Origin of the sequence: Streptosporangium sp. NPDC000396 (genome assembly GCF_042898655.1) — a bacterium.
Taxonomy (GTDB): domain Bacteria; phylum Actinomycetota; class Actinomycetes; order Streptosporangiales; family Streptosporangiaceae; genus Streptosporangium.
Window position 1 is genome coordinate 14,722 of record NZ_JBIAZA010000015.1, and the last position, 23,533, is coordinate 38,254.

At 68.4% G+C, this 23,533-nt stretch carries 33 protein-coding genes and 1 pseudogene; 23 read left to right on the forward strand and 11 right to left on the reverse strand.

All coding sequences use genetic code 11. From position 1 onward, the window contains the following. The first annotated feature begins 5 nt into the window (after positions 1-5). The 4 genes and pseudogenes from ACFY2X_RS24110 (at position 6) to ACFY2X_RS24125 (ending at position 2,197) form a co-directional block, all read left to right on the forward strand. Entirely contained in the window at positions 6-557 is a 552-nt protein-coding gene (locus ACFY2X_RS24110) for a TetR/AcrR family transcriptional regulator (protein WP_389941262.1), read from the forward strand. Positions 558-593: 36 nt separating this feature from the next. Further along, a pseudogene (locus ACFY2X_RS24115) lies at positions 594-812 on the forward strand (DUF6463 family protein); the annotation flags it as partial. A gap of 42 nt (positions 813-854) precedes the next feature. Beyond that, positions 855-1,271 carry a hypothetical protein gene (locus ACFY2X_RS24120; protein ID WP_389941264.1) on the forward strand — a complete coding sequence of 139 codons (417 nt, stop codon included), beginning with the start codon at positions 855-857 and terminating at the stop codon, positions 1,269-1,271. After that, positions 1,268-2,197: an NAD-dependent epimerase/dehydratase family protein gene (locus ACFY2X_RS24125; protein ID WP_389941266.1), complete on the forward strand. Its 930-nt coding sequence runs from the start codon at positions 1,268-1,270 to the stop codon at positions 2,195-2,197. Before ACFY2X_RS24120 ends, ACFY2X_RS24125 begins: the two co-directional genes overlap by 4 nt. 180 nt (positions 2,198-2,377) lie before the next feature. Here ACFY2X_RS24125 and ACFY2X_RS24130 read toward each other — a convergent pair whose 3' ends face one another. Then, the gene (locus ACFY2X_RS24130; protein WP_389941267.1) at positions 2,378-3,133 is read right to left on the reverse strand and encodes a LuxR C-terminal-related transcriptional regulator; all 756 of its coding nucleotides are present in this window, start codon (positions 3,131-3,133) and stop codon (positions 2,378-2,380) included. Between the two features lie 102 nt (positions 3,134-3,235). Here ACFY2X_RS24130 and ACFY2X_RS24135 point away from each other — a divergent pair, with 102 nt between their 5' ends. Together ACFY2X_RS24135 and ACFY2X_RS24140 are read left to right on the forward strand one after the other, a co-directional pair. Continuing rightward, a complete protein-coding gene (locus ACFY2X_RS24135) occupies positions 3,236-4,225 on the forward strand; it encodes a carbon-nitrogen hydrolase family protein (protein WP_389941269.1) in 990 nt (329 codons plus the stop codon). Between the two features lies 1 nt (position 4,226). Beyond that, positions 4,227-4,922, forward strand: a complete 696-nt coding sequence (locus ACFY2X_RS24140; protein ID WP_389941271.1) for a DJ-1/PfpI family protein — start codon at positions 4,227-4,229, stop codon at positions 4,920-4,922. 7 nt (positions 4,923-4,929) lie between these two features. On the opposite strand, the gene ACFY2X_RS24145 is transcribed toward ACFY2X_RS24140, so the two are convergent. After that, positions 4,930-5,892: a GlxA family transcriptional regulator gene (locus tag ACFY2X_RS24145; RefSeq protein WP_389941273.1), complete on the reverse strand. Its 963-nt coding sequence runs from the start codon at positions 5,890-5,892 to the stop codon at positions 4,930-4,932. Between the two features lie 70 nt (positions 5,893-5,962). Between ACFY2X_RS24145 and ACFY2X_RS24150 the strand changes: the two genes are divergently transcribed. The 5 genes from ACFY2X_RS24150 (at position 5,963) to ACFY2X_RS24170 (ending at position 9,409) form a co-directional block, all read left to right on the forward strand. After that, positions 5,963-7,396: a pyridoxal phosphate-dependent decarboxylase family protein gene (locus ACFY2X_RS24150; RefSeq protein ID WP_389941275.1), complete on the forward strand. Its 1,434-nt coding sequence runs from the start codon at positions 5,963-5,965 to the stop codon at positions 7,394-7,396. A gap of 194 nt (positions 7,397-7,590) precedes the next feature. Next, positions 7,591-7,977: a MarR family winged helix-turn-helix transcriptional regulator gene (locus ACFY2X_RS24155; protein ID WP_389941814.1), complete on the forward strand. Its 387-nt coding sequence runs from the start codon at positions 7,591-7,593 to the stop codon at positions 7,975-7,977. 82 nt (positions 7,978-8,059) lie between these two features. Continuing rightward, entirely contained in the window at positions 8,060-8,506 is a 447-nt protein-coding gene (locus tag ACFY2X_RS24160; protein WP_389941817.1) for a hypothetical protein, read from the forward strand. Between the two features lie 5 nt (positions 8,507-8,511). Further along, positions 8,512-8,763: a hypothetical protein gene (locus ACFY2X_RS24165; protein WP_389941277.1), complete on the forward strand. Its 252-nt coding sequence runs from the start codon at positions 8,512-8,514 to the stop codon at positions 8,761-8,763. A gap of 4 nt (positions 8,764-8,767) precedes the next feature. After that, positions 8,768-9,409 (forward strand): HD domain-containing protein, encoded by a 642-nt coding sequence (locus ACFY2X_RS24170; protein ID WP_389941279.1) that lies wholly within the window; start codon positions 8,768-8,770, stop codon positions 9,407-9,409. 40 nt (positions 9,410-9,449) lie between these two features. Here the strand turns inward: ACFY2X_RS24170 and ACFY2X_RS24175 are convergent, their stop codons facing one another. After that, on the reverse strand, positions 9,450-9,968 hold the full coding sequence (locus tag ACFY2X_RS24175; protein WP_389941280.1) for an SRPBCC family protein: 519 nt from the start codon (positions 9,966-9,968) through the stop codon (positions 9,450-9,452). 222 nt (positions 9,969-10,190) lie between these two features. Between ACFY2X_RS24175 and ACFY2X_RS24180 the strand changes: the two genes are divergently transcribed. Continuing rightward, positions 10,191-10,382 carry a hypothetical protein gene (locus tag ACFY2X_RS24180; RefSeq protein WP_389941281.1) on the forward strand — a complete coding sequence of 64 codons (192 nt, stop codon included), beginning with the start codon at positions 10,191-10,193 and terminating at the stop codon, positions 10,380-10,382. Between the two features lie 111 nt (positions 10,383-10,493). Here the strand turns inward: ACFY2X_RS24180 and ACFY2X_RS24185 are convergent, their stop codons facing one another. Continuing rightward, a complete protein-coding gene (locus ACFY2X_RS24185) occupies positions 10,494-10,640 on the reverse strand; it encodes a TetR family transcriptional regulator (protein WP_389941282.1) in 147 nt (48 codons plus the stop codon). Positions 10,641-10,674: 34 nt separating this feature from the next. On the opposite strand from ACFY2X_RS24185, the gene ACFY2X_RS24190 reads away from it, so the two are divergent. Then, a complete protein-coding gene (locus ACFY2X_RS24190; RefSeq protein ID WP_389941283.1) occupies positions 10,675-11,223 on the forward strand; it encodes a hypothetical protein in 549 nt (182 codons plus the stop codon). On the opposite strand, the gene ACFY2X_RS24195 is transcribed toward ACFY2X_RS24190, so the two are convergent. After that, entirely contained in the window at positions 11,204-11,833 is a 630-nt protein-coding gene (locus ACFY2X_RS24195; protein WP_389941284.1) for a TetR/AcrR family transcriptional regulator, read from the reverse strand. The two genes, ACFY2X_RS24190 and ACFY2X_RS24195, sit on opposite strands and share 20 nt — an antisense overlap. 51 nt (positions 11,834-11,884) lie before the next feature. Between ACFY2X_RS24195 and ACFY2X_RS24200 the strand changes: the two genes are divergently transcribed. The 3 genes from ACFY2X_RS24200 to ACFY2X_RS24210 all read left to right on the forward strand — a co-directional run bounded on the left by ACFY2X_RS24200 (position 11,885) and on the right by ACFY2X_RS24210 (position 14,242). Further along, positions 11,885-13,264, forward strand: a complete 1,380-nt coding sequence (locus ACFY2X_RS24200; protein ID WP_389941286.1) for an aldehyde dehydrogenase family protein — start codon at positions 11,885-11,887, stop codon at positions 13,262-13,264. Positions 13,265-13,393: 129 nt separating this feature from the next. After that, positions 13,394-13,696, forward strand: a complete 303-nt coding sequence (locus ACFY2X_RS24205) for an ArsR/SmtB family transcription factor (protein WP_389941288.1) — start codon at positions 13,394-13,396, stop codon at positions 13,694-13,696. Between the two features lie 162 nt (positions 13,697-13,858). Further along, entirely contained in the window at positions 13,859-14,242 is a 384-nt protein-coding gene (locus tag ACFY2X_RS24210) for a cupin domain-containing protein (RefSeq protein ID WP_389941290.1), read from the forward strand. A gap of 36 nt (positions 14,243-14,278) precedes the next feature. Here the strand turns inward: ACFY2X_RS24210 and ACFY2X_RS24215 are convergent, their stop codons facing one another. After that, positions 14,279-15,169: a LysR family transcriptional regulator gene (locus ACFY2X_RS24215; protein WP_389941292.1), complete on the reverse strand. Its 891-nt coding sequence runs from the start codon at positions 15,167-15,169 to the stop codon at positions 14,279-14,281. A 103-nt stretch (positions 15,170-15,272) separates the two neighbouring features. On the opposite strand from ACFY2X_RS24215, the gene ACFY2X_RS24220 reads away from it, so the two are divergent. The 4 genes from ACFY2X_RS24220 to ACFY2X_RS24235 are packed head-to-tail and all read left to right on the forward strand — an operon-like array spanning position 15,273 to position 18,911. Beyond that, positions 15,273-16,469: a four-carbon acid sugar kinase family protein gene (locus ACFY2X_RS24220; RefSeq protein WP_389941294.1), complete on the forward strand. Its 1,197-nt coding sequence runs from the start codon at positions 15,273-15,275 to the stop codon at positions 16,467-16,469. Beyond that, complete coding sequence (pdxA, locus tag ACFY2X_RS24225) at positions 16,457-17,437, forward strand: 4-hydroxythreonine-4-phosphate dehydrogenase PdxA (RefSeq protein WP_389941296.1); 981 nt, start codon at positions 16,457-16,459, stop codon at positions 17,435-17,437. Before ACFY2X_RS24220 ends, pdxA begins: the two co-directional genes overlap by 13 nt. Next, positions 17,434-18,186, forward strand: a complete 753-nt coding sequence (locus ACFY2X_RS24230) for a cyclase family protein (protein ID WP_389941298.1) — start codon at positions 17,434-17,436, stop codon at positions 18,184-18,186. Before pdxA ends, ACFY2X_RS24230 begins: the two co-directional genes overlap by 4 nt. A gap of 8 nt (positions 18,187-18,194) precedes the next feature. Beyond that, a complete protein-coding gene (locus ACFY2X_RS24235; protein ID WP_389941300.1) occupies positions 18,195-18,911 on the forward strand; it encodes a HisA/HisF-related TIM barrel protein in 717 nt (238 codons plus the stop codon). Positions 18,912-19,046: 135 nt separating this feature from the next. On the opposite strand, the gene ACFY2X_RS24240 is transcribed toward ACFY2X_RS24235, so the two are convergent. The 4 genes from ACFY2X_RS24240 to ACFY2X_RS24255 all read right to left on the reverse strand — a co-directional run bounded on the left by ACFY2X_RS24240 (position 19,047) and on the right by ACFY2X_RS24255 (position 20,776). Continuing rightward, positions 19,047-19,268 carry a RidA family protein gene (locus tag ACFY2X_RS24240; RefSeq protein WP_389941302.1) on the reverse strand — a complete coding sequence of 74 codons (222 nt, stop codon included), beginning with the start codon at positions 19,266-19,268 and terminating at the stop codon, positions 19,047-19,049. 309 nt (positions 19,269-19,577) lie between these two features. Continuing rightward, positions 19,578-19,817, reverse strand: coding sequence for a P1 family peptidase (locus ACFY2X_RS24245; protein ID WP_389941304.1), 240 nt, complete (start codon positions 19,815-19,817; stop codon positions 19,578-19,580). Beyond that, positions 19,811-20,332 carry a DinB family protein gene (locus tag ACFY2X_RS24250; protein WP_389941306.1) on the reverse strand — a complete coding sequence of 174 codons (522 nt, stop codon included), beginning with the start codon at positions 20,330-20,332 and terminating at the stop codon, positions 19,811-19,813. Before ACFY2X_RS24250 ends, ACFY2X_RS24245 begins: the two co-directional genes overlap by 7 nt. Positions 20,333-20,383: 51 nt before the next feature. Beyond that, positions 20,384-20,776: a winged helix-turn-helix transcriptional regulator gene (locus ACFY2X_RS24255; RefSeq protein ID WP_389941308.1), complete on the reverse strand. Its 393-nt coding sequence runs from the start codon at positions 20,774-20,776 to the stop codon at positions 20,384-20,386. Between the two features lie 88 nt (positions 20,777-20,864). On the opposite strand from ACFY2X_RS24255, the gene ACFY2X_RS24260 reads away from it, so the two are divergent. Then, positions 20,865-21,656, forward strand: coding sequence for an MBL fold metallo-hydrolase (locus tag ACFY2X_RS24260; RefSeq protein WP_389941310.1), 792 nt, complete (start codon positions 20,865-20,867; stop codon positions 21,654-21,656). A gap of 61 nt (positions 21,657-21,717) precedes the next feature. Further along, entirely contained in the window at positions 21,718-22,230 is a 513-nt protein-coding gene (locus ACFY2X_RS24265; RefSeq protein ID WP_389941312.1) for a YbaK/EbsC family protein, read from the forward strand. Positions 22,231-22,369: 139 nt separating this feature from the next. Here the strand turns inward: ACFY2X_RS24265 and ACFY2X_RS24270 are convergent, their stop codons facing one another. Next, positions 22,370-22,816, reverse strand: a complete 447-nt coding sequence (locus tag ACFY2X_RS24270) for an MFS transporter (RefSeq protein WP_389941314.1) — start codon at positions 22,814-22,816, stop codon at positions 22,370-22,372. Between the two features lie 81 nt (positions 22,817-22,897). On the opposite strand from ACFY2X_RS24270, the gene ACFY2X_RS24275 reads away from it, so the two are divergent. Then, complete coding sequence (locus tag ACFY2X_RS24275; RefSeq protein ID WP_389941316.1) at positions 22,898-23,500, forward strand: TetR/AcrR family transcriptional regulator; 603 nt, start codon at positions 22,898-22,900, stop codon at positions 23,498-23,500. Positions 23,501-23,533: the final 33 nt, after the last annotated feature.

A 23,533-nucleotide genomic window follows, 5' to 3' on the forward strand; every position in this document is an offset into this window, starting at 1 on the left:
CGATCATGGCGACCAAACGTGACTGGCTGGAAACCGGGTTCGACGTCCTGGCCCGGGACGGCGCGCGGGCGCTGACCATCGAGCGGCTGTGCGGGGAGCTCGATCTCACCAAGGGCTCCTTCTATCACCACTTCAAGGGCATGATGGGCTTCAAGAAGGACCTGCTCGCGCATTTCGAGGCCGAGCACACCGCTCGCTTCATCACCGCCGTGGAGAGCTCGGGTGGGCACGCCAGGACCAAGCTACGCCGCCTGCTCGACCTGGTTCTGGACGACAAGAACGACAGCGTCGAGATCGCCGTCCGCTCCTGGGCCCTGCAGGACACCGATGTGCGTGCCGTCCAGGAGCGGGTCGACCGCACACGCATCGACTACCTGCGGGTGCTGTGGCGTGACCTCGGCGGCCCGGAGTCCGATGTCGCGCCCATGTCCCAGCTGCTCTATCTGATCCTCATCGGCGCCCAGCAGGTCATCCCACCTGTCTCCGCGCCCGAGCTGCGCGACATCTACAAGCGTGCGCTGCGCTTGGTCCCACATGAGGAGGCGGACACCCCATGAACGCGCTGACCCGCTGGATTCCACTTCGCCCGCGAAGCCAGCATCTGGTTCATGGTCTCCGGCGTCGCTCTCGTGGCTTTGGGCACGCTCGCCCAGCACATCATTCGTACGACCGGCCGGCTGCCCGCGCAGTTCGGATGGTATCTGGTGGCCATCGGCTTCGCGCTGTGCGTCATCTACTTCCCTGTCACCGGTGGCCGGCCGGTTCTCGCCATCGGGGTGCTCGGCCTCGTGGCGGCGCGGCGTACCGGCTGAGCAGCCGACCGTGAGGCGGCCCTTCCCGACGGAGGACTGACTATGGCTACACGTCACATGACCAGAGGCATCATCGTGCTGGCCGCGATGTCGATGCTGGTCACCGGCATATGGGCACGGGTGGATCCGGCGGGCTTCGCCGACTGGGCCAACTGGCCGAACCACGTGCACTTCCTCCACGACGCCGGTGTTTTCCAGATCGGCATCGGACTGATGCTGCTGTGCGCGCTGCGGTGCCGCGACGTCATGGCGGTGATGCTGGCGGGCTTCGTGTTCACCAACACCTTCCACGCGTTCAACCATGCGGCCGATCTTGATCTTGGCGGCCGGGCTTCCGATCCATGGGCGCTGTCGGCGGTTTCCCTGGTCGCCGCGGTCGGACTCGCGGCCAGGCTGCGCGTCCTCGGCCAGCGCAGGAAGGCGCGTGCCCACCTGATGAAGAAGGAACCACAAGCATGAACGTCCTGCTTGCCGGTGCTACCGGCACACTGGGCACGGTCTTGATCCGCCACCTGCTCGCCGCCGGTCACGCGGTGCACGGCATGACGAGATCCGACAAGGGTGTCAGACGGCTCGCCGAGGCGGGCGCCGTTCCGGTGGTCGCGGACGTGATGGACCGCGAGGCCCTGCTGACCGCGCTCGACGGCCTGCGGGTGGACGCCGTCGTGCACCAGGCCACGGCGATCAGCGGCCTTCCGCTGTTCCACCGCGCTCTCTACGCGACCGATGCGCTCCGCGACCGCGGCACCGCCCACCTCATCGAGGCCGCCGGGATGGTTGGCGCCCGCAGATTCGTCACCCAGTCGTTCTTCCTCGGGTACGGCTACCGCGACCACGGCGAGGAGCCCGTTACCGAGGACCGTCCGTTCGCCGAACCTGGGCAGGGTGCCTTCGACCCTCACATGCGCTCAATGCGCGCCAACGAGGAGCAGGTCTTCGGGACACCCGGAATCGACGGGATCTCCCTTCGCTACGGCATGTTCTACGGTCCGGAAGCGACCACCAGGAAGCTGATGGACATGACCAGAAAGCGGATACTTCCCGTGCCGAACCCCGCGGGGACCATCTCGCTGATCCACATCGAGGACGCCGCCTCGGCCACGGTGGCGGCGCTGGAACGCGGCACGCCAGGCCGGCCCTACAACATCGCCGACGCCCACCCCGTCCGCTTCGACAAATACGTCAAGGCGCTCGCGGCGGCGGCCGGCGGACCCGTTCCGCCGAGTATGCCCGGTTGGCTGCTGCGCGCCACGCCATACATGTTCGCTCTCATGGTGGGAACCCGCATCCGGCTGAGCACCGAACGGGCGAAGCGTGAGCTGGGCTGGGCGCCCGTGTACCCCTCCTACCACGAAGGGCTCGCCAACGTAGTGTCTGGTGGCTAGGACGTGTTTCATAAGCGGCGCCGTGTGACTCATACCTCTGGAAGGGAGGGATCGGGTTTCCAGGGGTTTGGTACGGTGATGAACCAGCGTTCATTGTGTCTCACCCGCCTGATGCACGACGCCGCGTGAAGACTCCCCGACGCCCGCATGCCACCAGAGGAAGCCGAAGGACCCCGATCCTCACCCTGAGGACGCCAGGAGCGCGGCGAGCTCGACGCGGTTGGTGACGGCCATGCGCTGGAAAACGGCCTTGAGCGACTGTTTGACGGCGGCCTCCGTCACGCCGAGCCGGGCCGCGACGGCGCGGTTGGTCAGCCCGGTGGCAACGAGCCGTGCGGTCTCCGCCTGACGGGGGGTCAGGCCGAACCGGCTGAGGCCGCCGGTCGTGGCCGGGCGCAGCCGGGCCAGCGCGACGGAGATGTGGGTGGCGACCACGCCCATCTGGAACCGGTCCCTCGTGGTGAAGGTGCCCTCGACTCCGGTGCGGCCGAGGTTGATCGTGCCGATGACGCCTTCGACGCCGAGGATCGGCGCGGTGGCGATGTGTTCGAGGTTGAAGCGCCCGCTCACCCGCCGATAAAGCGGATGCTCCCGCCAGCCCACGCGGCCGAGCACGTCGTCGCTGCTGGCCGGTTGGTGGCTGTCCAGCACGGTGGCCAGCACCGGGTCGATGGCGCGGCCGTGCGCTTCATAGCTCTGTGCGAAGTCCGGTGGCAGGCCGACCACGCTCGCCAGCAGGCGGTCGTCGCCTGGGTATCGCTCATGCGGGTAGAGGTAGAAGCCCAGGGCCTCGGCGTCGAGGAGTGCGCGCGCCCGCCGGAGGTAGAGCGCCTCGAGCATGTGCCACGAGGAGGCGAGGTCAATCTGCTTCAACCATTGGGCGATGTCACGTCGCATGAGCCCCTTCCACCAGTTCACGCGGAAAGCGTCCGCCATACCGGGGATTTTGCTGACTACCCGAAAGGGTAGCGATCACGGGCCCGAATTAGGCCCAGGATCGGGGTTGTCTGAATCTCCGACATAGAGGAAAGAGCCCCAATGACGCAATCCGTGCGTGTGGCTGCGGTGCAGGCCGCGCCTGTCTGGCTGGACGCGCAGGCCAGCACCGACAAGGCCATCGATATCATCGACAAGGCGGCCGGGCAGGGGGCCGAGCTGGTCGCGTTCGGCGAGAGTTGGCTGCCCGGATACCCGTTCTGGATCTGGACCCGCACCCCGTCGGCCGGTGTGCCGTACTTCCTGCGCTATGACCGCAACGCCGTCACCACCGACGGACCTGAGCTGGCCGCGATCCGCTCCGCCGCCCGGCGGCACCAGATCCACGTCGCGCTCGGCTTCGCCGAACGCGCGGCGGGGAGCCTTTACTGCAGCCAAGCACTGATCGGCGACCAAGGCGAACTGCTCGCGGTACGGCGCAAACTCAAGCCGACCCACGTCGAGCGCAGCCTGTGGGGCGAGGGCGACGGGAGCGACCTGCTCGTCACCCAGACCCGGCTGGGCCGCATCGGAATGCTCAACTGCTGGGAGCACATCCAACCGCTCAGCCGCTACGCGCTCTACAGCATGGACGAGCAGATCCACATCGCCTCCTGGCCCGCGCTCGCGGTCTCCCGCGTTGAACAGGGCGCCCAGAGCGCCCGGCACGTCTGCGCCTCCTACGCCTTGGAAGGTCAATGCTTCGTGCTCTCCGCCACGAACGTCCTGCCTGCGGAGCTTGCCGAGGAGCTGGCTCCAGCGCCGGGCGCGCTACCGCCGGGCGGCGGCGCGGCGGCCGTGTTCGCACCCAACACCACGGTGCTCGCCGAGTCATCGACGGACGTGCACGACGAGATCGTGGTGACCGACTGCGACCTGTCCGCCATCCGGCTCGCGAAGATGACCGCCGACCCGGTCGGCCACTACGCCCGCCCCGACGCCACCCGCCTGCTGCTCGACCGGACCCGCCGAACACCGGTGGTGCTGCTCGAACCTGGGGCGGATCCGTCGCCCGCGGACGAGCCGGAACCGGCACCGGAGACGGGGGCCTGAAGTGTCCGAGCCGAAGACCTTCGCCTTCGTCCTGTTCCCCGGCCTGACCCCGCTGGACCTGGTGGTCCCGCTTCAGGTCATGTCCCTGATGGCCACCCTCTCCTCCGGCTGGCGAGTATGCGTCGTCGCCGAGCGCCCGCAGGCCCTGCCCACCGACACCCCACTGACGGTGACCGCCACCCACACCTTCGAGCAGATCCCGCACCCCGACGCCGTCATGGTGCCAGGCGGCGGCGAGCCCGCCTTCGCCGCCATGGCCAGCCGCACCCTGATCGCCTGGCTGCACAACGCCGCAGAGCACGCCGAGCTGCTGACCTCGGTGTGCACCGGCTCGCTCATCCTCGGCACCGCCGGGCTGCTGGAAGGCCGCAAGGCCACCACCCACTGGGCCGCCCGCCACCTGCTGCCCCGCCTGGGCGCCACACCCGCCGCTGACAGCTGGGTGCAAGACGGCCCGCTGATCAGCGCGTCCGGCGTGTCGGCCAGCCTCGACATGTCCCTCCACATCGTCGGCAAGCTGGCCGGCCAGAACCTGGCCGAGCTGATCCGACAGGCAATCGAATACGACCCGGCACCCTCCCGGCAGCCGCTGCAATGGGACACCATCGACCGCGCCCCCGCCATCGAAGCGGTCGACGCCGCAGCCCGTACCGCCTTGGCCGACCACCCAGAGCTGCTCTCCCGCCTTGCCGTCTGACAGTGGGTCAGTGAGAGCCCTGATAAGTGCGCCTGTATGCGGACGGGGTGGTGCCGACGGCCCTGGTGAAGTGCTGCCGCATCCCACCTCCCGTGCCGAACCCGGACCGCTCGGCGACGGCGTCGACAGGCAGTCTGGTGGTCTCCAGCAGCTCGCGCGCCCGGGCGATGCGCTGCTGGGTGAGCCACCGGATGGGCGGCAGTCCCATCTCCTGGTGGAAGCGGCGCACAAAGTGCCGCGTGCTCATCCCGGCCCGCGCGGCGAGCCGCGGCACGGTGAGCGGCTCGTGCAGCCGTTCCAGCGCCCAGTCCAGCACCTGCGCCAGCCCCTGGCCCCCACCACTGGCCAGCGGCGCGGGCGAGGCGTACTGGGTCTGGTCTCCCTCCCGCTGCGGCGCGATGACCATCCGCCGCCCGACCTCCGCCGCCACGGCCGCTCCGAAGTCGTTGCGGACGATGTGCAAGCACAAGTCGATGCCCGCCGCCGTGCCCGCGCTGGTGAGGATGTCGCCGTCGTCGATGTAGAGCGCGCGCGGGTTGACGGTCACCTTCGGGTAGCGCTGCCGCAGCTCGTCGGCGTGCATCCAGTGCGTGGCGACCTCACGACCGTCGAGCAGGCCCGCCGCGGCCAGCACGAAAGCGCCGGAGCACAGCGAGGCGATGCGCGCTCCCCGCGCGTGTGCCTCCACCAAGGCGGTGAGCAGAGCCTCGGGTGGCTCGTAGCCGCCGTCGATGCAGGCGGGCACGACGACCAGGTCCGCCCGGGCGATCGCGTCGAGCCCACGGCTCGCGCGCAGCCATAGCCCGCCGGCGAGCGACTTCTGCTCGCCGGCGGCGCTCTGGCAGAGGGTCAGCTCGTACCATTCGGGGCTGAGGTCGCCGCGGTCGCGGCCGAATACCTCGCACGGTACGGCCAGCTCGAACAGCGGGCACTCGTCCAACACCGGCACGACGACACGAATGCGAGCCATGGCTTAAATCTAATGCAACACGGCATTTACGCCACTGGTGACCGGGGGCGGTCGCCGAGAAAGTGGCGTCATGGAACTATCAGGACCGCTGGACATCGGTGAGAGCGAGGGCGCGCGGCTGCTGGCGGCGGCCGTCGACCTCGTCGTACGGCACGCGCAGCAGGTGGCGGACGGGCCGGTGGCCCCGCCAGAGCCAGGCACCGAGGCCATCCGCGGCTGGCTGGCCAGCCGGGACTTCGCCAAGGGCGTGCAGGCCGAGCAGGTCCTTCAAGAGGTCATGCGAGCGCTTTCGACGTGGGGCGTGCACACCACGCACCCGCGCTATTTCGGGCTGTTCAATCCCACCCCCACGTGGTGGGGCGTCGCGGGCGAGCTGGTCGCGGCCGCGGTCAATCCGCAATTGGCCGCCTATAGCCACGCCCCCGCCGCCGTCGAGATCGAACGGCACGTGCTGGGCTTCCTGGCCCGGCGCCTCAGCCTGCCCGACGGCACGGAGGGCAGCTTCACGGTGGGTGGCGCCGAGGCCAACCTGACCGCCGTCATCGTCGCGCTGACCCGGAGGTTCCCGTCGTACGCGCAGTCCGGCGTGCAGGGGCGGCCGGTGCTGTACACCTCGGCCGAGAGCCACCTGGCCTGGCTGAAGATCGCGCACATGACGGGGCTCGGCCGCGACGCCGTACAGCTGGTACCCGTGGACGCGGCGCACCGCCTCGACCCGGGCGCGTTGCGCGAGATGCGGGCGGCCGATCTTGCGGCGGGGCTGGAGCCGTTCCTGTTGGTTGCAACGGCGGGCACGACGGCGGGCGGCGCGATCGACCCGCTGCCAGAACTGGCGACCCTGGCCGCAGAATGGGGTCTGCATTTCCACGTCGACGCCGCGTGGGCGGGCGCGATCGCCCTGTCCGACCGGTTGCGCCCGCTGCTGGCCGGGGTGGAACTCGCCGACAGCGTCACCGTGGACGCGCACAAGTGGCTCTCGGCGCCGATGGGCGCGGGCATGTTCCTCACCCGGCACGCGGCCGCGCTCGGACAAAGCTTCCACGCGGCGACCTCCTACATGCCCGCAGAAACCGAAGGCGCCCCCGATCCGTACACCACTAGCGTGCAGTGGTCACGCCGCTTCGCGGGCCTGAAGGTCTTCCTCGCGCTGGCCATCGCCGGGCTGCCCGCCTACGCCAAGCAGCTCGAACGCGACGTGAGCCTCGGACAGCTCTTGGCACGTCGTCTGCGGGATGAGGGCTGGCAGCGGGTCAACGACACCCCTCTCCCCGTGATCTGCGTGGTGGACCCCGAGGCCGAGGCAGGCGGCCCCGAGGCCAGCGCAGCCTGGCACGCGGCCGTCGCCGGTCGCGTGGTCACCAGCGGCGCGGCCTGGATCAGCACGGTACGGCTCGCGGGCCGCCCCGCCATCCGCCTGTGCCTGACCAGCCATCGCACCGGCGCCGACGACATCGAGGCCGTGGTGAACGCTCTCGGCCGGGCCAGGAAGGGCGAGATCGCCTGACGTCGCGGACGACCTCTCTGACGGCGCACCCTCGACATCAAGGTCTCACTCAACGTCCGGAGCCGCACCACTGGGTCTCGGTCAAAGTCGCCAGGCAGGTGATCGGGAACCTCGTGCGGTGATGCCAAACTGGTGAGGTGAATGACGACGGTCGCCCGACCCCGCCGGTGACCAGTGTCTCCATCGTGGTGCTGATGCTGGCCCGGCGCATTGAGGCCGAGCTCGGCGCGGCTCTCGCGCCGCTGGAGCTGACGGTCAGCCGGTTGGGGCTGCTGGGTCACATCGTCAGCGTGCCCGGGGTGTCATTCAGCGATCTGGCCCGAATGTCGGGCATCACGGTGCAGAGCGTGCACACGGCGGTGAAGGCGCTGGCGGCGGCGGGGCTGGTGCGCGACCACACCACCCGCGCGGGCTCGGCCTCCGCGATCGAGGTGACGCCGGACGGCTCCCGCCTCCTCCAGGCCGCCAAGAAGGCGGTGGCGGGGGTGGACGAGCGGCTGTTCGGCCCGGAGGCCGACCCTGTCCAGCGCCGGATCGGCCAGGCGGTCCTCGCCGCGTTCCTGGGCGAATCTGCGGGCTGACGGGTCCGCGTACCCCAACCTTCAGGGTGGCTGAAGCATAGCCTAAGCTTCAGCTATCCTGAAGGTTGGAGAGAGAGACTTGCTGGAACATGTCCTGCTGTCCGTGCATGTGCTCGGCGGCATCGTCTTCGTCGGGGGCTCAGCCGCGGCAACGAGTCTGTTCCCCCGCTACGCGCCCGCGGCGGCCGGAGAGGGGCGCAGCCGGTCCGTCGCCGTCGCCCTGCACCGCATCACTCGCGGGTACGCCGTTCTCGGCCTCATCGTGCCGCTGGCCGGGATGATCCTGGCCGGCGTCCAGGGCCGGATGGGCGAGATCTGGATCATCATCTCGATGATCCTCACCGCCGTCGCGGCCCTGCTGCTGGCCACGCAGATCTATCCGCGCCAGCGCCAGGTGCTCGCCGACCCCGGCGACGGCGACCCTGGGCGGCTGCGGCTGCTGTCCATGTTCGCGGGCGTCTACAACCTGGCCTGGGCGGTCGTGGTGGTCCTGATGATCGTCCGGCCCGGCTCCGGTCAAGGGGGATGAACCCGATGCGCCTCCTGCGAATCGCCGCCGCCGTGGAGCTGACCTCACTGGCAGTCCTGATCGCCAACCTGCTCACCGTGCACGCCAAGGCCGTCACCACCTTCGGTGGCCCCCTGCACGGCATCTCCTACGTGGCCGTCATCGCGGCCACTTCCCTCGCCCCATCCGCCTCGCCGAACGGTGCCAGGTGGCGGGCCTTCATTCCCGCAATCGGCGGGCTGCTCGCCCTGCGAGCCCTCCGCACACAGAAAGGATGACACGATGGACGCCTACGACGGCCTGCCGTTCCCCTGGAGCGGCCTGACGCTCGACGCCATGCGCTATGCCCGCTCCATCGAGGAACCGGCGATCTTCAACCACAGCATGCGCACCTACCTCTACGGCCGCTTCATCGGCGAGAGCCAGGGCCTGCAACCCGGCCGCGACTACGACGACGAACTGCTGTTCATCGCCTGCGTCCTGCACGACGCCGGCCTCAGCGAACCCGGCAACGGGGACCAGCGCTTCGACATCGACGGCGCCGACCTGGCCGCCAGCTGGCTCGCGGAGCGCGGCATGCCGTCCGAGGAAGCGATGATCGTCTGGGACGCGATCGCGCTGCACCTCATCCCCGAGGTCGCGAAGCGCAAGCGGCCCGAGATCGCGCTGGTGACCGCCGGCGCCGGCTACGATCTCCGCGCGGACGGGCCCGCGCTGCCCGACGGCTACGCCGAGCGCATCCACGAGGTGCTGCCGAGGCTACGCGCCGCCGTGGTGCTGCACGACGCGGTCGTCGCCCAGGCCGTGGACAAGCCGCACAAGGCGCCGCCGTTCAGCATTCCCGGCGAGATGCTGCGGCAGGCGACCGGACAGGCCTGGCCCACGTGGCGCGAGTTCGCCGGATGGGGTGACTACGATGCCTGAATCCCTCTCACCCGGCTGACGCTGACCTTCGGTCTATGGGTCAGCCGGTCTGCTCCAGCCGGGCTTTGGCGGCCTTCAGTTCGGCTGGCACCTCGCGGCTCAGCCAACAGGAGAGCATCGGTGCCAGCCAGGCCAGCGGCCGCGCGAGGTCGAACTGCAGCCGCCGGGTGACGACGGTTCCCCGCGGATGGGGAGCGCAGGTGAAGGACGCCCTGAAGCGGGCCAGCCGGTCATGCGGGCCCGGCACGGGAGCGATGTCGACGCGTTCGTGGCCGGTACGTATCATCCGGTGAGTGACCAGTGGCCCGGGCACGCCGAGCAGGCGGGCCCGGAACCGGAAGACCACCGTGTCACCGGCGCGGCGGACCCATCGGATGGCGCCGATCTTGCCGTCGATGGTGGCGTAGGCGCGCGGGTCCATGACGAAGTCCAAGACCTGGCCTCCAGTGCAGCCGATGAGCACGGTCGCTTGCCCATGGGCTGTGGCGTTCTGCTGCAACACAAGGGTGAAACTACTGCAGAGCGTGAGCGCGTCGCCCCCCGCCGCAGCGGCTTCCATGCATGACTGTATGGTACGAGTTGTGGAACATCCGAGAGCGAGGGGCGGCGTCATGAAGATCGCTCGCGGCGACGCTGGGCGGGCGGGGCTGATGGTCAGCCGGCGTCAGGAAGCCGGGTCGACAGGAGCATTTCCAGCAGTCGTGCGAGGTAGGCGGTGTCGCCGTACACCTCCGGAGTGACCCTGCGCGCCTGGAAGTGGCCGAGGTAGGCCACGTGGAAGATGCGGGCGCACGTCGCACTCCCGCTCATCGAATCCGAGGTCGGCGAAGATCTCGCGCAGCAGTCGCAGGCGCGCAGTCGTGATCCGCTGAAGAACCGGCGCCACCAGCGGGTCAGCGGCCTTGGCGGCCAGCGCGGCCTCGACCTCGGCCGTGGCCGGATGCTTGAAGGCCGTCTCGAAGATCGCGCGTAGCCGCTCCTCGGGGTCCTCAAGAGGCCGCAGGGCGGACTCGACATCGGTGATGCCGTCCTTCTCTCACATGTCCAGCGCGGCGACCAGCAGGTCCTGCCGGTTCTTGAAGTCTCAGTAGAAGCTGCCCCGCGTCGTGCCCAGCCGCGAGGCCAGCCGGTCGACCGCCACAGCGGCGATTCCACCCTCGGCCATCGCGTTCAGCGCGGCGCGTGACCAGCCATCACGGGTGAGAAGCCACTCTCCGTTACGAGTTGCCACCTCCAAACAGTAGTGCACAGAAAGAGAGGTCCCGATGAACGCGCGTATCCCGCTGGTCTGGGGAGCCACCGATGAGGAGCTTCGTGCCGAGTACGCCTGCGACCAGTACCTGCCCGCCACCTCCGCGCCTCTGTTTCGGGCTGTCACCGTGGAAGCCGACCGGGCGGTGCTGTTCAGATGGATGTGCCAGCTCAAGGTCTCCAGCTACAGCTTCGCCTTCCTGTTCGGCATGCCGACTCCCCGGCAGCTCACCCCCGGCACGGACCACCTGGAGCGGGGACAGCGTTTCATGGACCTGTTCGACCTCGTCGACTTCGAAGACGGTCATCACCTGACACTGGCGGTGTCCGGCAAGGGAGGCGAAGCCGTGTACGGCAGGCTGGCGGTCAGCTACGTGGCCCGCGACCTGGGCGATGGAAGAAGCAGGCTGGTGGTCAAGACCATCCACGAGCCGGTCAACGGTTTCCAGAGGTTCCTCAAGCCGTTCCTAGCCTGGGGAGACCTCCTCATGATGCGCCGTCAGTTCCACAACCTGAAGCGACTGGCCGAACGCGAGCAGGGACTCATCCCGCGCGAGCGTTGAGTGCGCGGAGCAGGAAGGGTATTAGCTGATCGGCCATTTCGGTGAGCGCTCCCGGGTCCAGTGCGCCACGGGCGAGAAAGGCACGGCTGAACATGGGGCCGATCACCAGGTCACTGACGATGCCGAGGTTCTCCACCTGTGGTATCTCGCCCCGATCGACAGCCCGCCGGACAAGTGCCTCCATCCGCGCCCGGACCGGCACGATGAACGCGGCGGTGAGGGCGTCAGCGAGGGCGTCGTTGTGGAGCGCCTCGCCGATCAGTGCGATGAGGAGGCGCCCGCCTAGGCCTTCGCAGATCTCGGCCTTGTCGTTCAATAGTGCCCGAAGGTCGCTTTCCAGCGTCCCGGTGTCGCGGTCCGGGGCCAGACCGCGCGCCCAGGCCATGGCCGTACCGATGACGAGGTCCTGTTTGGACTGCCAGCGGCGGTAAAGGGTGGCGCTGGATACCCCTGCCCGCTTGGCGACCGCGGCCGTGGTGAGCCCACCGTACCCGCGCTCCTCCAGCACGGCGAGCGTGGCCTGGTGAAGGGCCAGGTCACGCGAGGCGTCACGGGCCCGCCCCCGGGCGCCCTCGTTCGTCGGCGACCTGTCGAAAGTCTCCTTGCTCACACCTCAAGACTATATGAAACGAAATGTTTTCGTTTCATATAGCGTGGCAGCATGACGAACATCATCGAAGTGACGACCGTGGCACGACTGCGCGCCGCCTTTGACGCCAACCTCACCAAGCCGCTCGCCTGGCGCCGCGGCCAGCTGCAGGCGTTGCGCAGAATGCTGACCGAGCAGGCCGGCCCACTGCAGCAGGCACTCCACGCCGACCTCGGCAAGAACCCCACCGAGGCGTACATCACCGAGTTCAGCCTTGTACTGAACGAGATCGACCACACACTCAACCACCTCAAGCAGTGGCTACGCCCCAAGCGGACACCACTGCCCGCGCACCTGCAGCCCGCCAGGGCGCGACAGGTACGCGAGCCACTCGGCGTCGTACTGATCATCGCCCCATGGAACTATCCGATGCAGCTCGCACTCGGGCCTCTCGTGGGAGCGCTGGCGGCCGGCAACTGCGTGATCGTCAAGCCCAGCGAGCTCGCGCCCGCGACCTCCGCCGCGCTCGCCCACCTGCTACCCCGCTATCTCGACGGGCGGGCCGTCACGGTCGTGGAGGGCGGAGTCCCCGAGACCACCGCCCTGCTGGAGCAACGCCTGGACCACATCTTCTACACCGGCAACGGCACGGTCGGGCGGATCATCATGACGGCCGCCGCCAAGCACCTCACGCCCGTCACCCTCGAACTCGGCGGCAAGAGCCCTGCTCTGGTCGAACCCGGTGCCGACCTGGCCGCCGCGGCCCGCCGTATCGCCTGGGGCAAGTTCCTCAACGCCGGGCAGACCTGCGTCGCCCCCGACTACGTGCTGGCCGTCGGCGACGCCGCCGACGCCATCGAAGGGCATCTGGCCGCCGCCGTGCACACGATGTACGGCCAGGACCCGGCCCGCAGCGCCGACTACGGACGCGTCATCAACGATCGCCACTTCACCAGGCTCACCGCCCTGCTGGACAACGGCCGTATCGTGGTGGGCGGCGATCATGACCGGGCCGCTCGTTACATCGCGCCGACCGTGCTCGCCGACGTCGCCCCCGACGCACCCATCATGCGTGAGGAGATCTTCGGCCCCGTTCTGCCGATCATCGGGGTCCGCGACCTCGACGCCGCCATCGCCTTCATCAACGAGCGCGACAAGGCGCTGGCCGTGTACGCGTTCACCGTCTCTGCGCACACCAAACGCAGGCTCACCACCGAGACCTCCTCAGGCTCGCTCTCCTTCGGCCTGCCCGTCGCCCCCACGACAGCGCCCAGCCTGCCCTTCGGCGGGGTGGGAGAAAGCGGCCTCGGCCGGTATCACGGTGAGCACTCCATCGACACTTTCAGTCATGTGAAACCCGTCTTCGACGGTCTCCTCACTCCCGATGCCATGCGAGTGATCTATCCGCCGTACACCAGGTTCAAGAAGCGCCTGGTACGGAGCCTCCTGTGAATGGCGTGCGCGGGTTGACATGAGCCCAGCCCGCGAGCCCGACCGCCACCCGGAGGGCAACTCCATGCTTCTAGATCACCTGGCGGTACAGCCATAGACAGAGACTTAGCTAATTGCCATAATTCCTTTATGATCGATGTCGATCTGGTCAAAGCGCTGGCCAATGACAAGCGGCTGCTGATCTTGGAGTGGCTGCAGGACCCCGTACGGCACTTCCCGCCGCAGCGCGACGGTGACCTGGTCAACGACGGGGTCTGCTCGTTGTTCATCGCCGACAAGCTCGGGGTGAGCCAGCCGACGTGTGGCGAGCACCTGAAAGTACTCAGCCAGGCCGGGCTGATCCGGAGCAAGAAGATCAAGCAGTGGGTGTTCTATCAGCGCGATGAGGAACGCATCACGACCGCCAAGAAGACTTTGAGCAGTGACTGGTGACCCGAGCGGCCTTTCCTGAGCCGCTCGGCCGGGCCGTCCGATCCCTCAGGTGAACGACGATCTGCCACACTCTGGCCGCCCCGGAATCGAACGCATCACCAGCACGTCGCAACACCCCGTATACGAGCCGGCGGCGCCACCGCCGCGCGAACAGGAGGAACCATGTCGCAAGAGGACCACCGGCAGAACTACGCCATCCATTACGAACCGCTGTTCACAGCCCTCCAGACAATGAACGTTCAGGCGTTGATCGACCAAGTCGACGATCCCTGGTACAACCAGACCTTGATCCAGGTCGGCGATGTCCTGGTGCGACTGGGGGTCATGCAAGGCGAATACCACTGGCACAAGCACGATGAGCAGGATGAGTTCTTCTTCGTGCTGGACGGTCTCTTCCGCATCGAACTCGAGGACGCCGAGACCGTCGAACTGTGCCCCCGGCAGGCCTTCACGGTCCCGGCCGGGATGCTCCACCGGCCCGTCGTGCCCGTTCGCAGCGCGGTATTGATGATCGAGAAAGCGGGAGTCGTCGCGACCGGCGACTGACTGGGCGATCCACGAATGCCAGGGGCGCTCTTGCTGTCAGCCGCCGGTCAGTTCCGCGGCCTGAGCCAGTAGCCAGGCGTGCAGGGCGAGAACCCGCGCGTCGCCGTCGGGTGGGTGCTTGGTCAGCAGAACGTACGCGCTGCCGTCGGCTTCGAAGCCGAACGGCGCCGCCAGCCGGCCGGCGGCCAGGTCGTTGTGCACCAAGGCGACCGGCCCGATCGCCACGCCCAGCCCGGCGGTCGCGGCTTCAAGGCTGAGGTAGAAGTGCTCGAAGGTGCGCTCCGGCGCGGCGACGAGCGGCAACTGGCGCAGACGCGCCCACTCCGGCCAAGCACTCATCCGGGTTCGAGTATGCAGTCTGGTCAGTCCGGCCAGGTCAGCGGAGCCGGTCAGGCCGTGGGCGAGTGCGGGAGTGCAGACTGGCCCGATCCGTTCCGCGAACAGGCGCATGGCGTGCACGTCAGGCGGTAGCTCGAAGTCGTTTCTGCGGATCGCGACATCGATTCCCTCGCGGCTGAACTGGACCGGCCCGCCGGCAGCGGACAGGTGAAGCTCCAACCCGGGCGCCGCTTCGGACAGTGACGGCAGCCGCGGGATCAACCAGCGCATCAGCAGCGTGGGCTCGCATGAGAGCACCAGCGGCGCTGATCGGGTGGCACGGCGCGCCTGCCGTGCGGCGGAGCTGAGCAGGCCCAGTGCCTCATTCACGCTGGCCGCGAGCGTGATGGCGGCCTGGGTGGGAACCACCGCGCGGTGGCGGCGCTCGAACAGCGGGACGCCGATCGCCCGCTCCAGTTGCTGGATCTGCCTGCTGACTGCGCCGTGGGTGAGATGGAGTTCGGCGGCTGCCTTGGTGACGCTGCCGTGGCGGACGGTTGCCGCGAAGGCGACCAGCGTTCCGAGTGGTGGTAGGTCCGTCCAGTCCATGTGTGAGATTTTCGCACAGATCATGTGAGCAGAATTCGCTTGAGCAGCGGCGAAGCGGCCGACATTGTGAATGCAGATAACCAATCCGATGGAGGCTGCCGAGATGCGAAAGGTCAACCTCGCCGCGTCGTTCCGATCTGCGTACATCGCCCTCATCGCGGATGATCTGACCAGCGCTGCCGACGGCGCGGCGCCGTTCCGTGCCGCCGGTCTGCCTGCCCGCATCACGTTGGAACCATCCCCTGGGCCATCGCCCCATGGGGTGACCGCCCTCGACATCGACACCCGGGCAGGGTCGGCGTCGGCCGCCGCGGCGCGGACAGCCGACGCGGTGGCCGCACTGGCGGAGGCGGACGTGTTGATCAAGACGGTGGACTCCACCCTGCGGGGCCATCTCGCGGCGGAGATCGGAGCCGCCCTGTCATCGAGCGGCAGAGCCACGGCCGTCATCGCACCCGCCTTCCCTGCCGAGGGGCGCACCACCTGGAACGGAGTGCAATCGGTGGCCGGGCGTCCGGTGCACGAAACATCGTTCGCGCACGATCCAGGGCACCCGGTCCGCTGCTCGGACCTCGGCCGACTGTTGACGGACGCGGTCGTGGTGGGTGCCGGACGTCAGGACAGGCTGGCGGCGCTGGTGGGGGCGGTGCCGTACGTGGTCGTCGACGCCGCCTCCGATCGCCATCTGGACGAGCTGGTCACCGCGGTGTCGCCGGACCACGTGCTCTGGGTGGGTTCTCCAGGCCTGGCCGCGGCGCTGGCCCGGCGGATGTCCCCCGGCGAGAGACCAGCGGTCACGGCTCCGGCCCCGCCACGGAGACCTCGTGTGCTCCTCGTCGTGGGGAGCCTGAACCCCGCCAGCCAGGAGCAGGTGGCCCGCTTCCGCTCTGGTGGTGGCGCGGCGGTGTGTGTCACCGCCGACCGCGCGGTGGAGCAGGCCGCACAGGCGCTGAGCACGACGGGCGCTGTCGTTCTGTACGGCTCGCGGATACGCGGCCCCGAGGCGCTGGTCCCGGAGCGGCTCGCTGAGACCACAGCCCGGCTCGCCGTGAACCGCGCCTTCGACGCGATGCTCCTGACCGGCGGGGAGACGGCAAGGGCCGTCCTGCACGCGCTCGGTGCCAGGGACGTCGAACTGATCGCCGAGCCTGAACCGGGTGTCCCGGTCGGACTGATCGAGCGTCCGTACCGGCTTCCGATCGTCCTCAAGGCCGGCGGTTTCGGCAATTCCGAAACCCTCGTCCGGCTGCGGGACCTACTGACAACCACCACCTTTGTGAGGTATCCGTGCGACCTGTAGCCGTCAGCATGGGAGACCCGACCGGTATCGGTCCGGAAATCGCTCTCAAGCTCATCGCTGACCCCCGGCGGGATGCGCCCGTCGTCGTGATCGGTGACGCCGGGCGGCTGCGCCAGGCCGCCGCGACCATCGGCCTCGGCACGTTGCCGATCACGACGATCCCCTCGATCGACTCCGCCACCGCGACCCCGGGCGTACTGGAAGTACTGTCCGAGACCGAACTGCCCGTGGACCTGGAGTGGGGCCACGTCGACAGCCGCGCGGGCCGAGCCGCTTTTCAGTACGTGGCCAAAGGGATCGAACTGGCGCGGGCCGGACAGATCAGCGCACTGGTCACCGCGCCCATCAACAAGGAGGCGCTGCGGCTCGCCGGGCTGCCCTACCCGGGCCACACCGAGATCCTCGCCGAGCTCACCGGTACCGGCGAATACGCCATGATGCTGGTGAACGACGAGCTGCGAGTCGCCCTGGTCACCCTCCACGAATCACTGAGCAGCGCACTGACCCGCATCACCGTGGACGCGGAGCACACGACCATCCGGCTGGCCCATGACGCACTGCGCAGGGCGGGCATCCCCCGCCCCCGTATCGCCGTTGCCGGCCTCAACCCGCATGCGGGAGAGAACGGCCTCATGGGGCGGGAGGAGCTCGACATCATCGCGCCAGCAGTACAGGCGGCACGAGCCGAAGGGATCGACGTCAGCGGGCCCTGGCCACCCGACACCGTGTTCATGCGCACCCGGGCCGGAGAGTTCGACCTCGTCGTGGCCCAGTATCACGATCAGGGACTCATTCCGATCAAGTACCTGGGCCTGGAACACGGGGTGAATGTCACGATCGGCCTGCCGTTCGTGCGGACCAGCGTGGACCACGGCACGGCGTTCGACATCGCCGGCAAGGGGATCGCCGACCACTCCAGCCTGCTTGCCGCACTGCGTCACGCTGTCGCCCTGGCGGACGCGCGATGAGCGAGCCGCTGAAGTGTCTCGACGTTTTGCGTCGCGGGCGCTGGGTGGACCTCACCCACTCCTTCCACCCCGGCATCCCGCATTGTCCGAGTTTCTCCCCGGAGCAGCGCACGGTCCTGTACGACCACGAGCCGCGCCCCGGCATCCTGGGATCCGGCTTCCTGGCCCACGAATATCGGCATGTGGGCCAGTGGGGAACACATGTCGACCCGCCCGCCCATTTCGCCCCTGGCCTGCGCTTCCAAGACGAGATCCCGGTAACGGAGATGATCCTCCCACTGGTAGTGCTGGACGTGCACGAACAGGTCGAAGCCGATGCGGACTACTGCGTCACCGCCGCCGACCTCGCGGCGTGGGAAGACCGCAACGGCCCGGTGCCGAAAGGATCGTTCGTCGCCCTGCGCACCGACTGGTCTCACCGCTGGCCCAGCCAGGACCACATGCTCAACGCCGGCGACGAGGGCGTCTACCACTACCCGGGCTGGAGTCTCGAGGTGCTGACGACGCTGATCGAACAGCGAGAGGTGACCGCCTGCGGACACGAGACTCTCGACACCGACCCCGGAATCGTGGTCAGCAAGGGGCAAGCACCGCTTGAACGGTATGTGCTGGAGCGGAACCGGTATCAGATCGAACTGCTGACCGCGCTCGACCACGTGCCGGGGTTCGGCGCTGTGATCGTGGCCAGTTGGCCCAAAGCAAAGAACGGCTCGGGGTTTCCCGCCCGTGTATTCGCCATCTGTCCCTGAGGAATTCCATGGACTTCATCTTCATGCTCACCCGCGACGACCAGACCGTGCAGGACTGCCTGCGCCTTCTCGACAGCGTGGCGGACCTGCAACTCTCGCACCTGGGTTTCAAGGATGTCGGGGTCGACCGCGCGACTCTCCTGCGACTGCACCGCGCTATCAAGGCCGCCGGCGCCACGAGCTACCTAGAGGTGGTCAGCACCAGCCGGGAGCGAGCGCTGGATTCCGCTCGCCTGGCAATGGACCTCGGCGTGGACTGGCTCATGGGCGGCACCTGGGTAGACGAGACGCTGGCACTGCTGAGCGGTACCGGAATCCGCTATCTCCCCTTCCCCGGAATCCCGACCGGCCATCCCACTCGACTCGGAGGAACCCCCGTCCTCGTCGCCGAGCAGTGCCGGCGCTTCGAAGAAGCCGGCTGCGCCGGGGTCGACCTGCTGGCCTACCGGGCCAGCGAGTCATCCCCCATCGAACTGGTGCGCAGCGCCCGCCAGGCAACCTCCGGCCACCTTGTCGTCGCGGGCAGCATCGCCAGCACGGACCAGATCCGGCGGCTCGCCTCCGCCGGCGTCGATGCGTTCACCGTAGGTTCGGCCGCCATGACCGGAACTTTCGCCCCGCATCGGGGGACGCTGCACGGTCAGCTTGCGGCGATCATCGCAGCTGCCAACGGTGACGATGGTGGGCGCGGAACATCCAGCCCACACGCGAAGAATCGCCACTGAATAGACCGGCCGACAAGGCCTGGGCCCGCCGACCGGACGGCAACGGCGGGACGCACTCCCGGGCCAGGCGAGGGAGAAATCTCTCTCGACAGTTGCGCGATTACGACGCCAGCCCCGGACTACGCCGTCGCCGATTCAAGTACCCGTTCCCACCCGTGCGGCGATCGCCTCGATCTCCAACAGCCATGCCTCGTCGTAGATACCCGTGATGATGACCGTGAGTGCCGGAGCATGATCACCAAGGATCTCCCGTCGGACAGCGGAGTTCTCCGCACGGTAGGCCCGATCGGACAGGAAGGTGGTGACCTTCACCAAATCAGACAGCACCATGTCGTGATGCGCCAAGACAGCTTCCACGTTGGCTCACACCTGACGGCACTGCACTGTGAACCCGTCCGGAACAGTACCGTCCGCAGCCACCGGAATCTGCCCGCTAATGTGCACCACGCGTGCAGGAGCCATGATCTCGTAGGAATGGACGTACCCGCCACCATCCGGCACCACCGGACCAGGAGTAACCATGCGGAAATGATCACAGTCTCGTGATCCCATGGCAATCCAGATACCCGACCGGTTACGCCTCTACCCGTCGGGCACCCTCCGATCCGATGACAAGCGGCAGGATGCACATCAAGACCCCGACAGCATCACACTGCTGGGGTTTCCTCACGCCAGCCCATGCTCACCCTGAATGACGCGTTCATCACCATGTTGGGTGTCCATGAACAGCCTGATGACGGTCACCCCGGTGCGCACGGGGCCGTGGCCCACCCGCAGACTCCCCTCTCCGGAGATGAGGGTGACGTGACCGACCGACACCCCAGGCACATCGATGATCGCGTTGTGGGGCCCGGGGCGGCCCGAGCCGATCACGATGCCGAAGTCACGGGCTCGCGCGGCTACCATCCGCGTTCCCCGTCGAGAAGCTCTCTGAGCAGGTCGGCATGGCCGGCATGTCGACTGGTGTCCATCGTCACGTGGACCAGGGCCCATCGCAGCGTGTAATCGTCGTCGGTCTGCGCGCCCGTGTCGTCGAGGTCGAGGGCGGCGATGACCTGGTCACTCACGGCGCAGGCGGTGCGATAGGCGTCGATCAAGGCGTCACACGGGATGTCTTCGGCGACCTTCCAGTCGCCATCCGGATCACCTGCGTGGAAAGGCATCGCGGTCTCCAGACCGCCGAGTACGTTGCCGAACCAGTGCTGCTCCACCGTCACCAGGTGCGTCAGGATCCCGCCCAAGGTCGTCTCGGACGGGACCAGCTTCGCGCGTAGTTTCGATTCCGGCAGATCGGATGCCTTGGCCACCACGGTCGCCCGAGCGAACCGCAGCCAGGCCCACAACATCTCCTTCTCACCCAGACGATGTCCGGGGATCCGGCGTTCCTCGGTCCGGGGCGCGACCGGTACGTGATGTGCCATGTGTTCTTCCTTGTGTGATCAAATCGTGGACGTCGTGCCGGAACGCCGAGCTCAGCTATGCGGCCCCGTACCAGACCCCGACGGGTTCAGTGGGAACTCGGGTGGTGGGGGACCCGCCGGGTCCGGGACAGTCCAGGTCGCTCCCCAGGTGCCGAGCGCGAGGAGCACGTCCGTGAGCGCGGAGCCGGCCTCGGTGGGTACGTATTCGAAGCGATGGGGGCGCTCGGCGTAGACCTGCTTGCGGAGGATGCCCGCGTCAGTCAGTTCACGCAGCCTGCGGGCGAGCGTGTTCTCGCTCACGGGTAGGCGTTCTCGCAGGTCGTCGAACCTACGAGCGCCCTTGAGGATCTCGCGTACGACGATCAGCGCCCAGCGATCGCCGATCACGTCCAGCGCCCGGGCCGCGGGGCAGTTGTCATAAGCCAGGTTCCGGCGTGCTGCCATGGCCCAGACGGTACCAGCTTCCATAAGTGAAGTTCCCCGTGTATCGTCTCGCCGTGTGACTTCCAAAAGAGAAGTAAGCAGTCGTGAGGTGGCGCCTGGGCTGTACCGCTTCGGCGACTCCCACGTCAACTGGTACGTCCTGGAGGACAAGGGCGCGCTCACCGTGATCGACGGCGGCATGCCGACACACTGGGCACAGTTACTGGACTGGCTGGCCCGGCGCACCCTGTCGATCGACGCTATCAAGGCCGTGGTGCTGACTCACGGCCACGCGGACCACCTGGGCATCGTCGAACGGGTACGCAGGGAAGCGGACGCCCGCGTCCACGTACACGAAGCGGACCGGCCGCTCAGCCGGGGCCTCGGGTTGCGGCGACCGCCCCGGCGGATCATCCACAACCTCTGGCGTCCACACAATCTGGCGGTAAACGTGGCATGGATGCGTGACGGCATCATGCGAGTGCCGCCCATTCTCCAAGCCTCGACCTTCAGCGACGGGGAGGTGCTCGACGTACCGGGCAAGCTGCGGGTCATCCACACGCCCGGGCACAGCCCTGGAAGCAGCACGCTCGTCGCCCAGAACGACACCGTCGCACTCACCGGCGACGCGCTCGTCACCCTCGACGTGGTCACCGGGCGAAGCGGGGCCGGCATCATGCCCGGCAAACTCAACGACGACCCCGATCAGGCTCTGGCCAGCCTGCGCAACCTCGAGGGACTGAACGCGCGGATCGTACTGCCCGGCCACGGCCGGCCATGGCCAGAAGGCCTCCCGGACGCGCTGAACCGAGCCCGCCGGGCCGGCATCGACTGGCGCGACGTCTCGCCCCACTACCACGGCCACGACCACACCGCGCCACAGCGCGGACCGCGGAGGTGAGCCGTGGTGTTCTATCAGCGCGATGAGGAACGCATCGCGACCGCCAAGGAGGCTTTGAGCAGTGATTGGTGACCTGAGCAGCGAGCCGGCGCCGGACGCCTACGAGCGTCTGATCGTGGACCTGGATACCGCAGGGGCGCGCTACCGGCTGATCGACCACGCGCCGGAAGGACGCACCGAGCTGGTCAGCGCCCTGCGAGGGCACGAGGTCGCCCACGCCGCCAAATGTCTGGTCGTCATGGTGAAGATCGGCAAGAAGCAGACCCGCTATGTCCTGGCCGTGGTGCCCGGCGACGCCCGGTTGGACCTGGAGGCGGTCAAAAGGTTGCTGGGCGGCAGCTATGTCTCCTTCGCCGCCAAGGACAAGGCCGAGGAGCTGGCCGGCAGCGTGAGCGGGACAGTGTTACCGATCAGTTACCACCCCCGGCTGGAACTCATCGCCGACCAGTCACTTCTGGCCTTCCCCGAGCTGTTCTTCAACGCCGCCCGCCTGGACCGCTCGGTCGCCCTGGCCACAGACGACTACCTGCGCCTGGCCACCCCTCGGATCGAACGCATCACCACCACGGCGTAGGCCTTGTTCCCAGCACGCCACGCACCAGCGTCCCCGCGGCGGAGACGGCGGCCGCGTGCACGCCGAGCTGGGCGACTGGCCACGCCGCACGACGGCGAGCTCGGCGTGGACCTCAAGGACGCGCTCGTCGCTGCCCTCGTCAGTCCGTTGTGGACGGTGTGGTAGCTGGTTCGCGGAGTTTGGTCGCGAGCGGCACGCCGAGCACCAGGCACAGCCCGGCCGCCCAGACCAGCGCCGTGTGCACCTGGTCAGCGCCGGTGCCCGCGCGCGCGGCCGCGCCAGCGAGGACTGCGCCGAGCGCGGCGCCCGCGAGGCTGCCTGACGAGATCAGCGCCGACGCCTGGCCGTGCAATTGCTGGGGCACAGCGTTGAGGGCGGACCGGGATACCGGTGCGAACAGCAGGCCCAGGCCGAGCCCGAGCAGGACGCCGAGCGGCAGGGCGGCCGGGCCGTGCAGTGGCGCGCCGGTCAGGCCGTAGCCGCCGAGTGCCACGCCGGCCACGGCGAACCCCACGGTGGCGGGCATGCGCTCGCCGCGAGCGTCGGTGAGCCGGCCCGCCACCGGCCCGGCGGCCCCTATGAACACCGCCACCACGACCGGCGCGGCCGCGGCCCGCAGGGCGCTGTAGCAGTGTCATTAGTTCGACATATTGTCAAGGAGTCGCCGGTGGCCAGGTCCGAATGGCAGGAGTCGGTAGCCCTGCACAAACAGCAGGTGCGTGAGCGCATCGCGCGCAGCGCGCTGGTACTGGCCGTCGAGCACGGCTTGCCCAGCGTCACCATGGGCGCACTCGCCGAACACGCCGAGGTCTCCCGAGCCACGGCGTACAACTACTTCCCAGACGTCGAGCACGCGCTGCTGCACGCTGTCGAGGCGGAGGTCACGCGCTTCGTCGACACGGTGCTCAACAGCGTGGCCGATCCCGCCGCGCGGCTGCGTGCCTACCTTGGCGCCCAGATGTCGTACTTCGCCGAGCCGGAGCGCCGGCTCTGCGCGCTGCACTTCCGCTCCGCCGGGCTCAGTCCGGTGGTGCGGGAACGCGTGCACGCGCACACCGTCCGGCTGGAGGAGATCGTGACGGGCATCCTGGCCGACGGCCGTGCCGCCGGGATGTTCCGTAAGGATCTCGACCCCGGCCGTACGGCCGCGCTTGTCGTGCACCTGCTCACCGGTGCCCGTGAGCAGGTCATGCGGGGCAATGTCGAGCCCCAGGTCCTCACCGAGGAGCTGATCTCGTTCATCGAGCGTGGAATCCGCTCAGCTGCGTGAGAAAGAGGATCGGCAGGCCCGCGGCTGAGACGC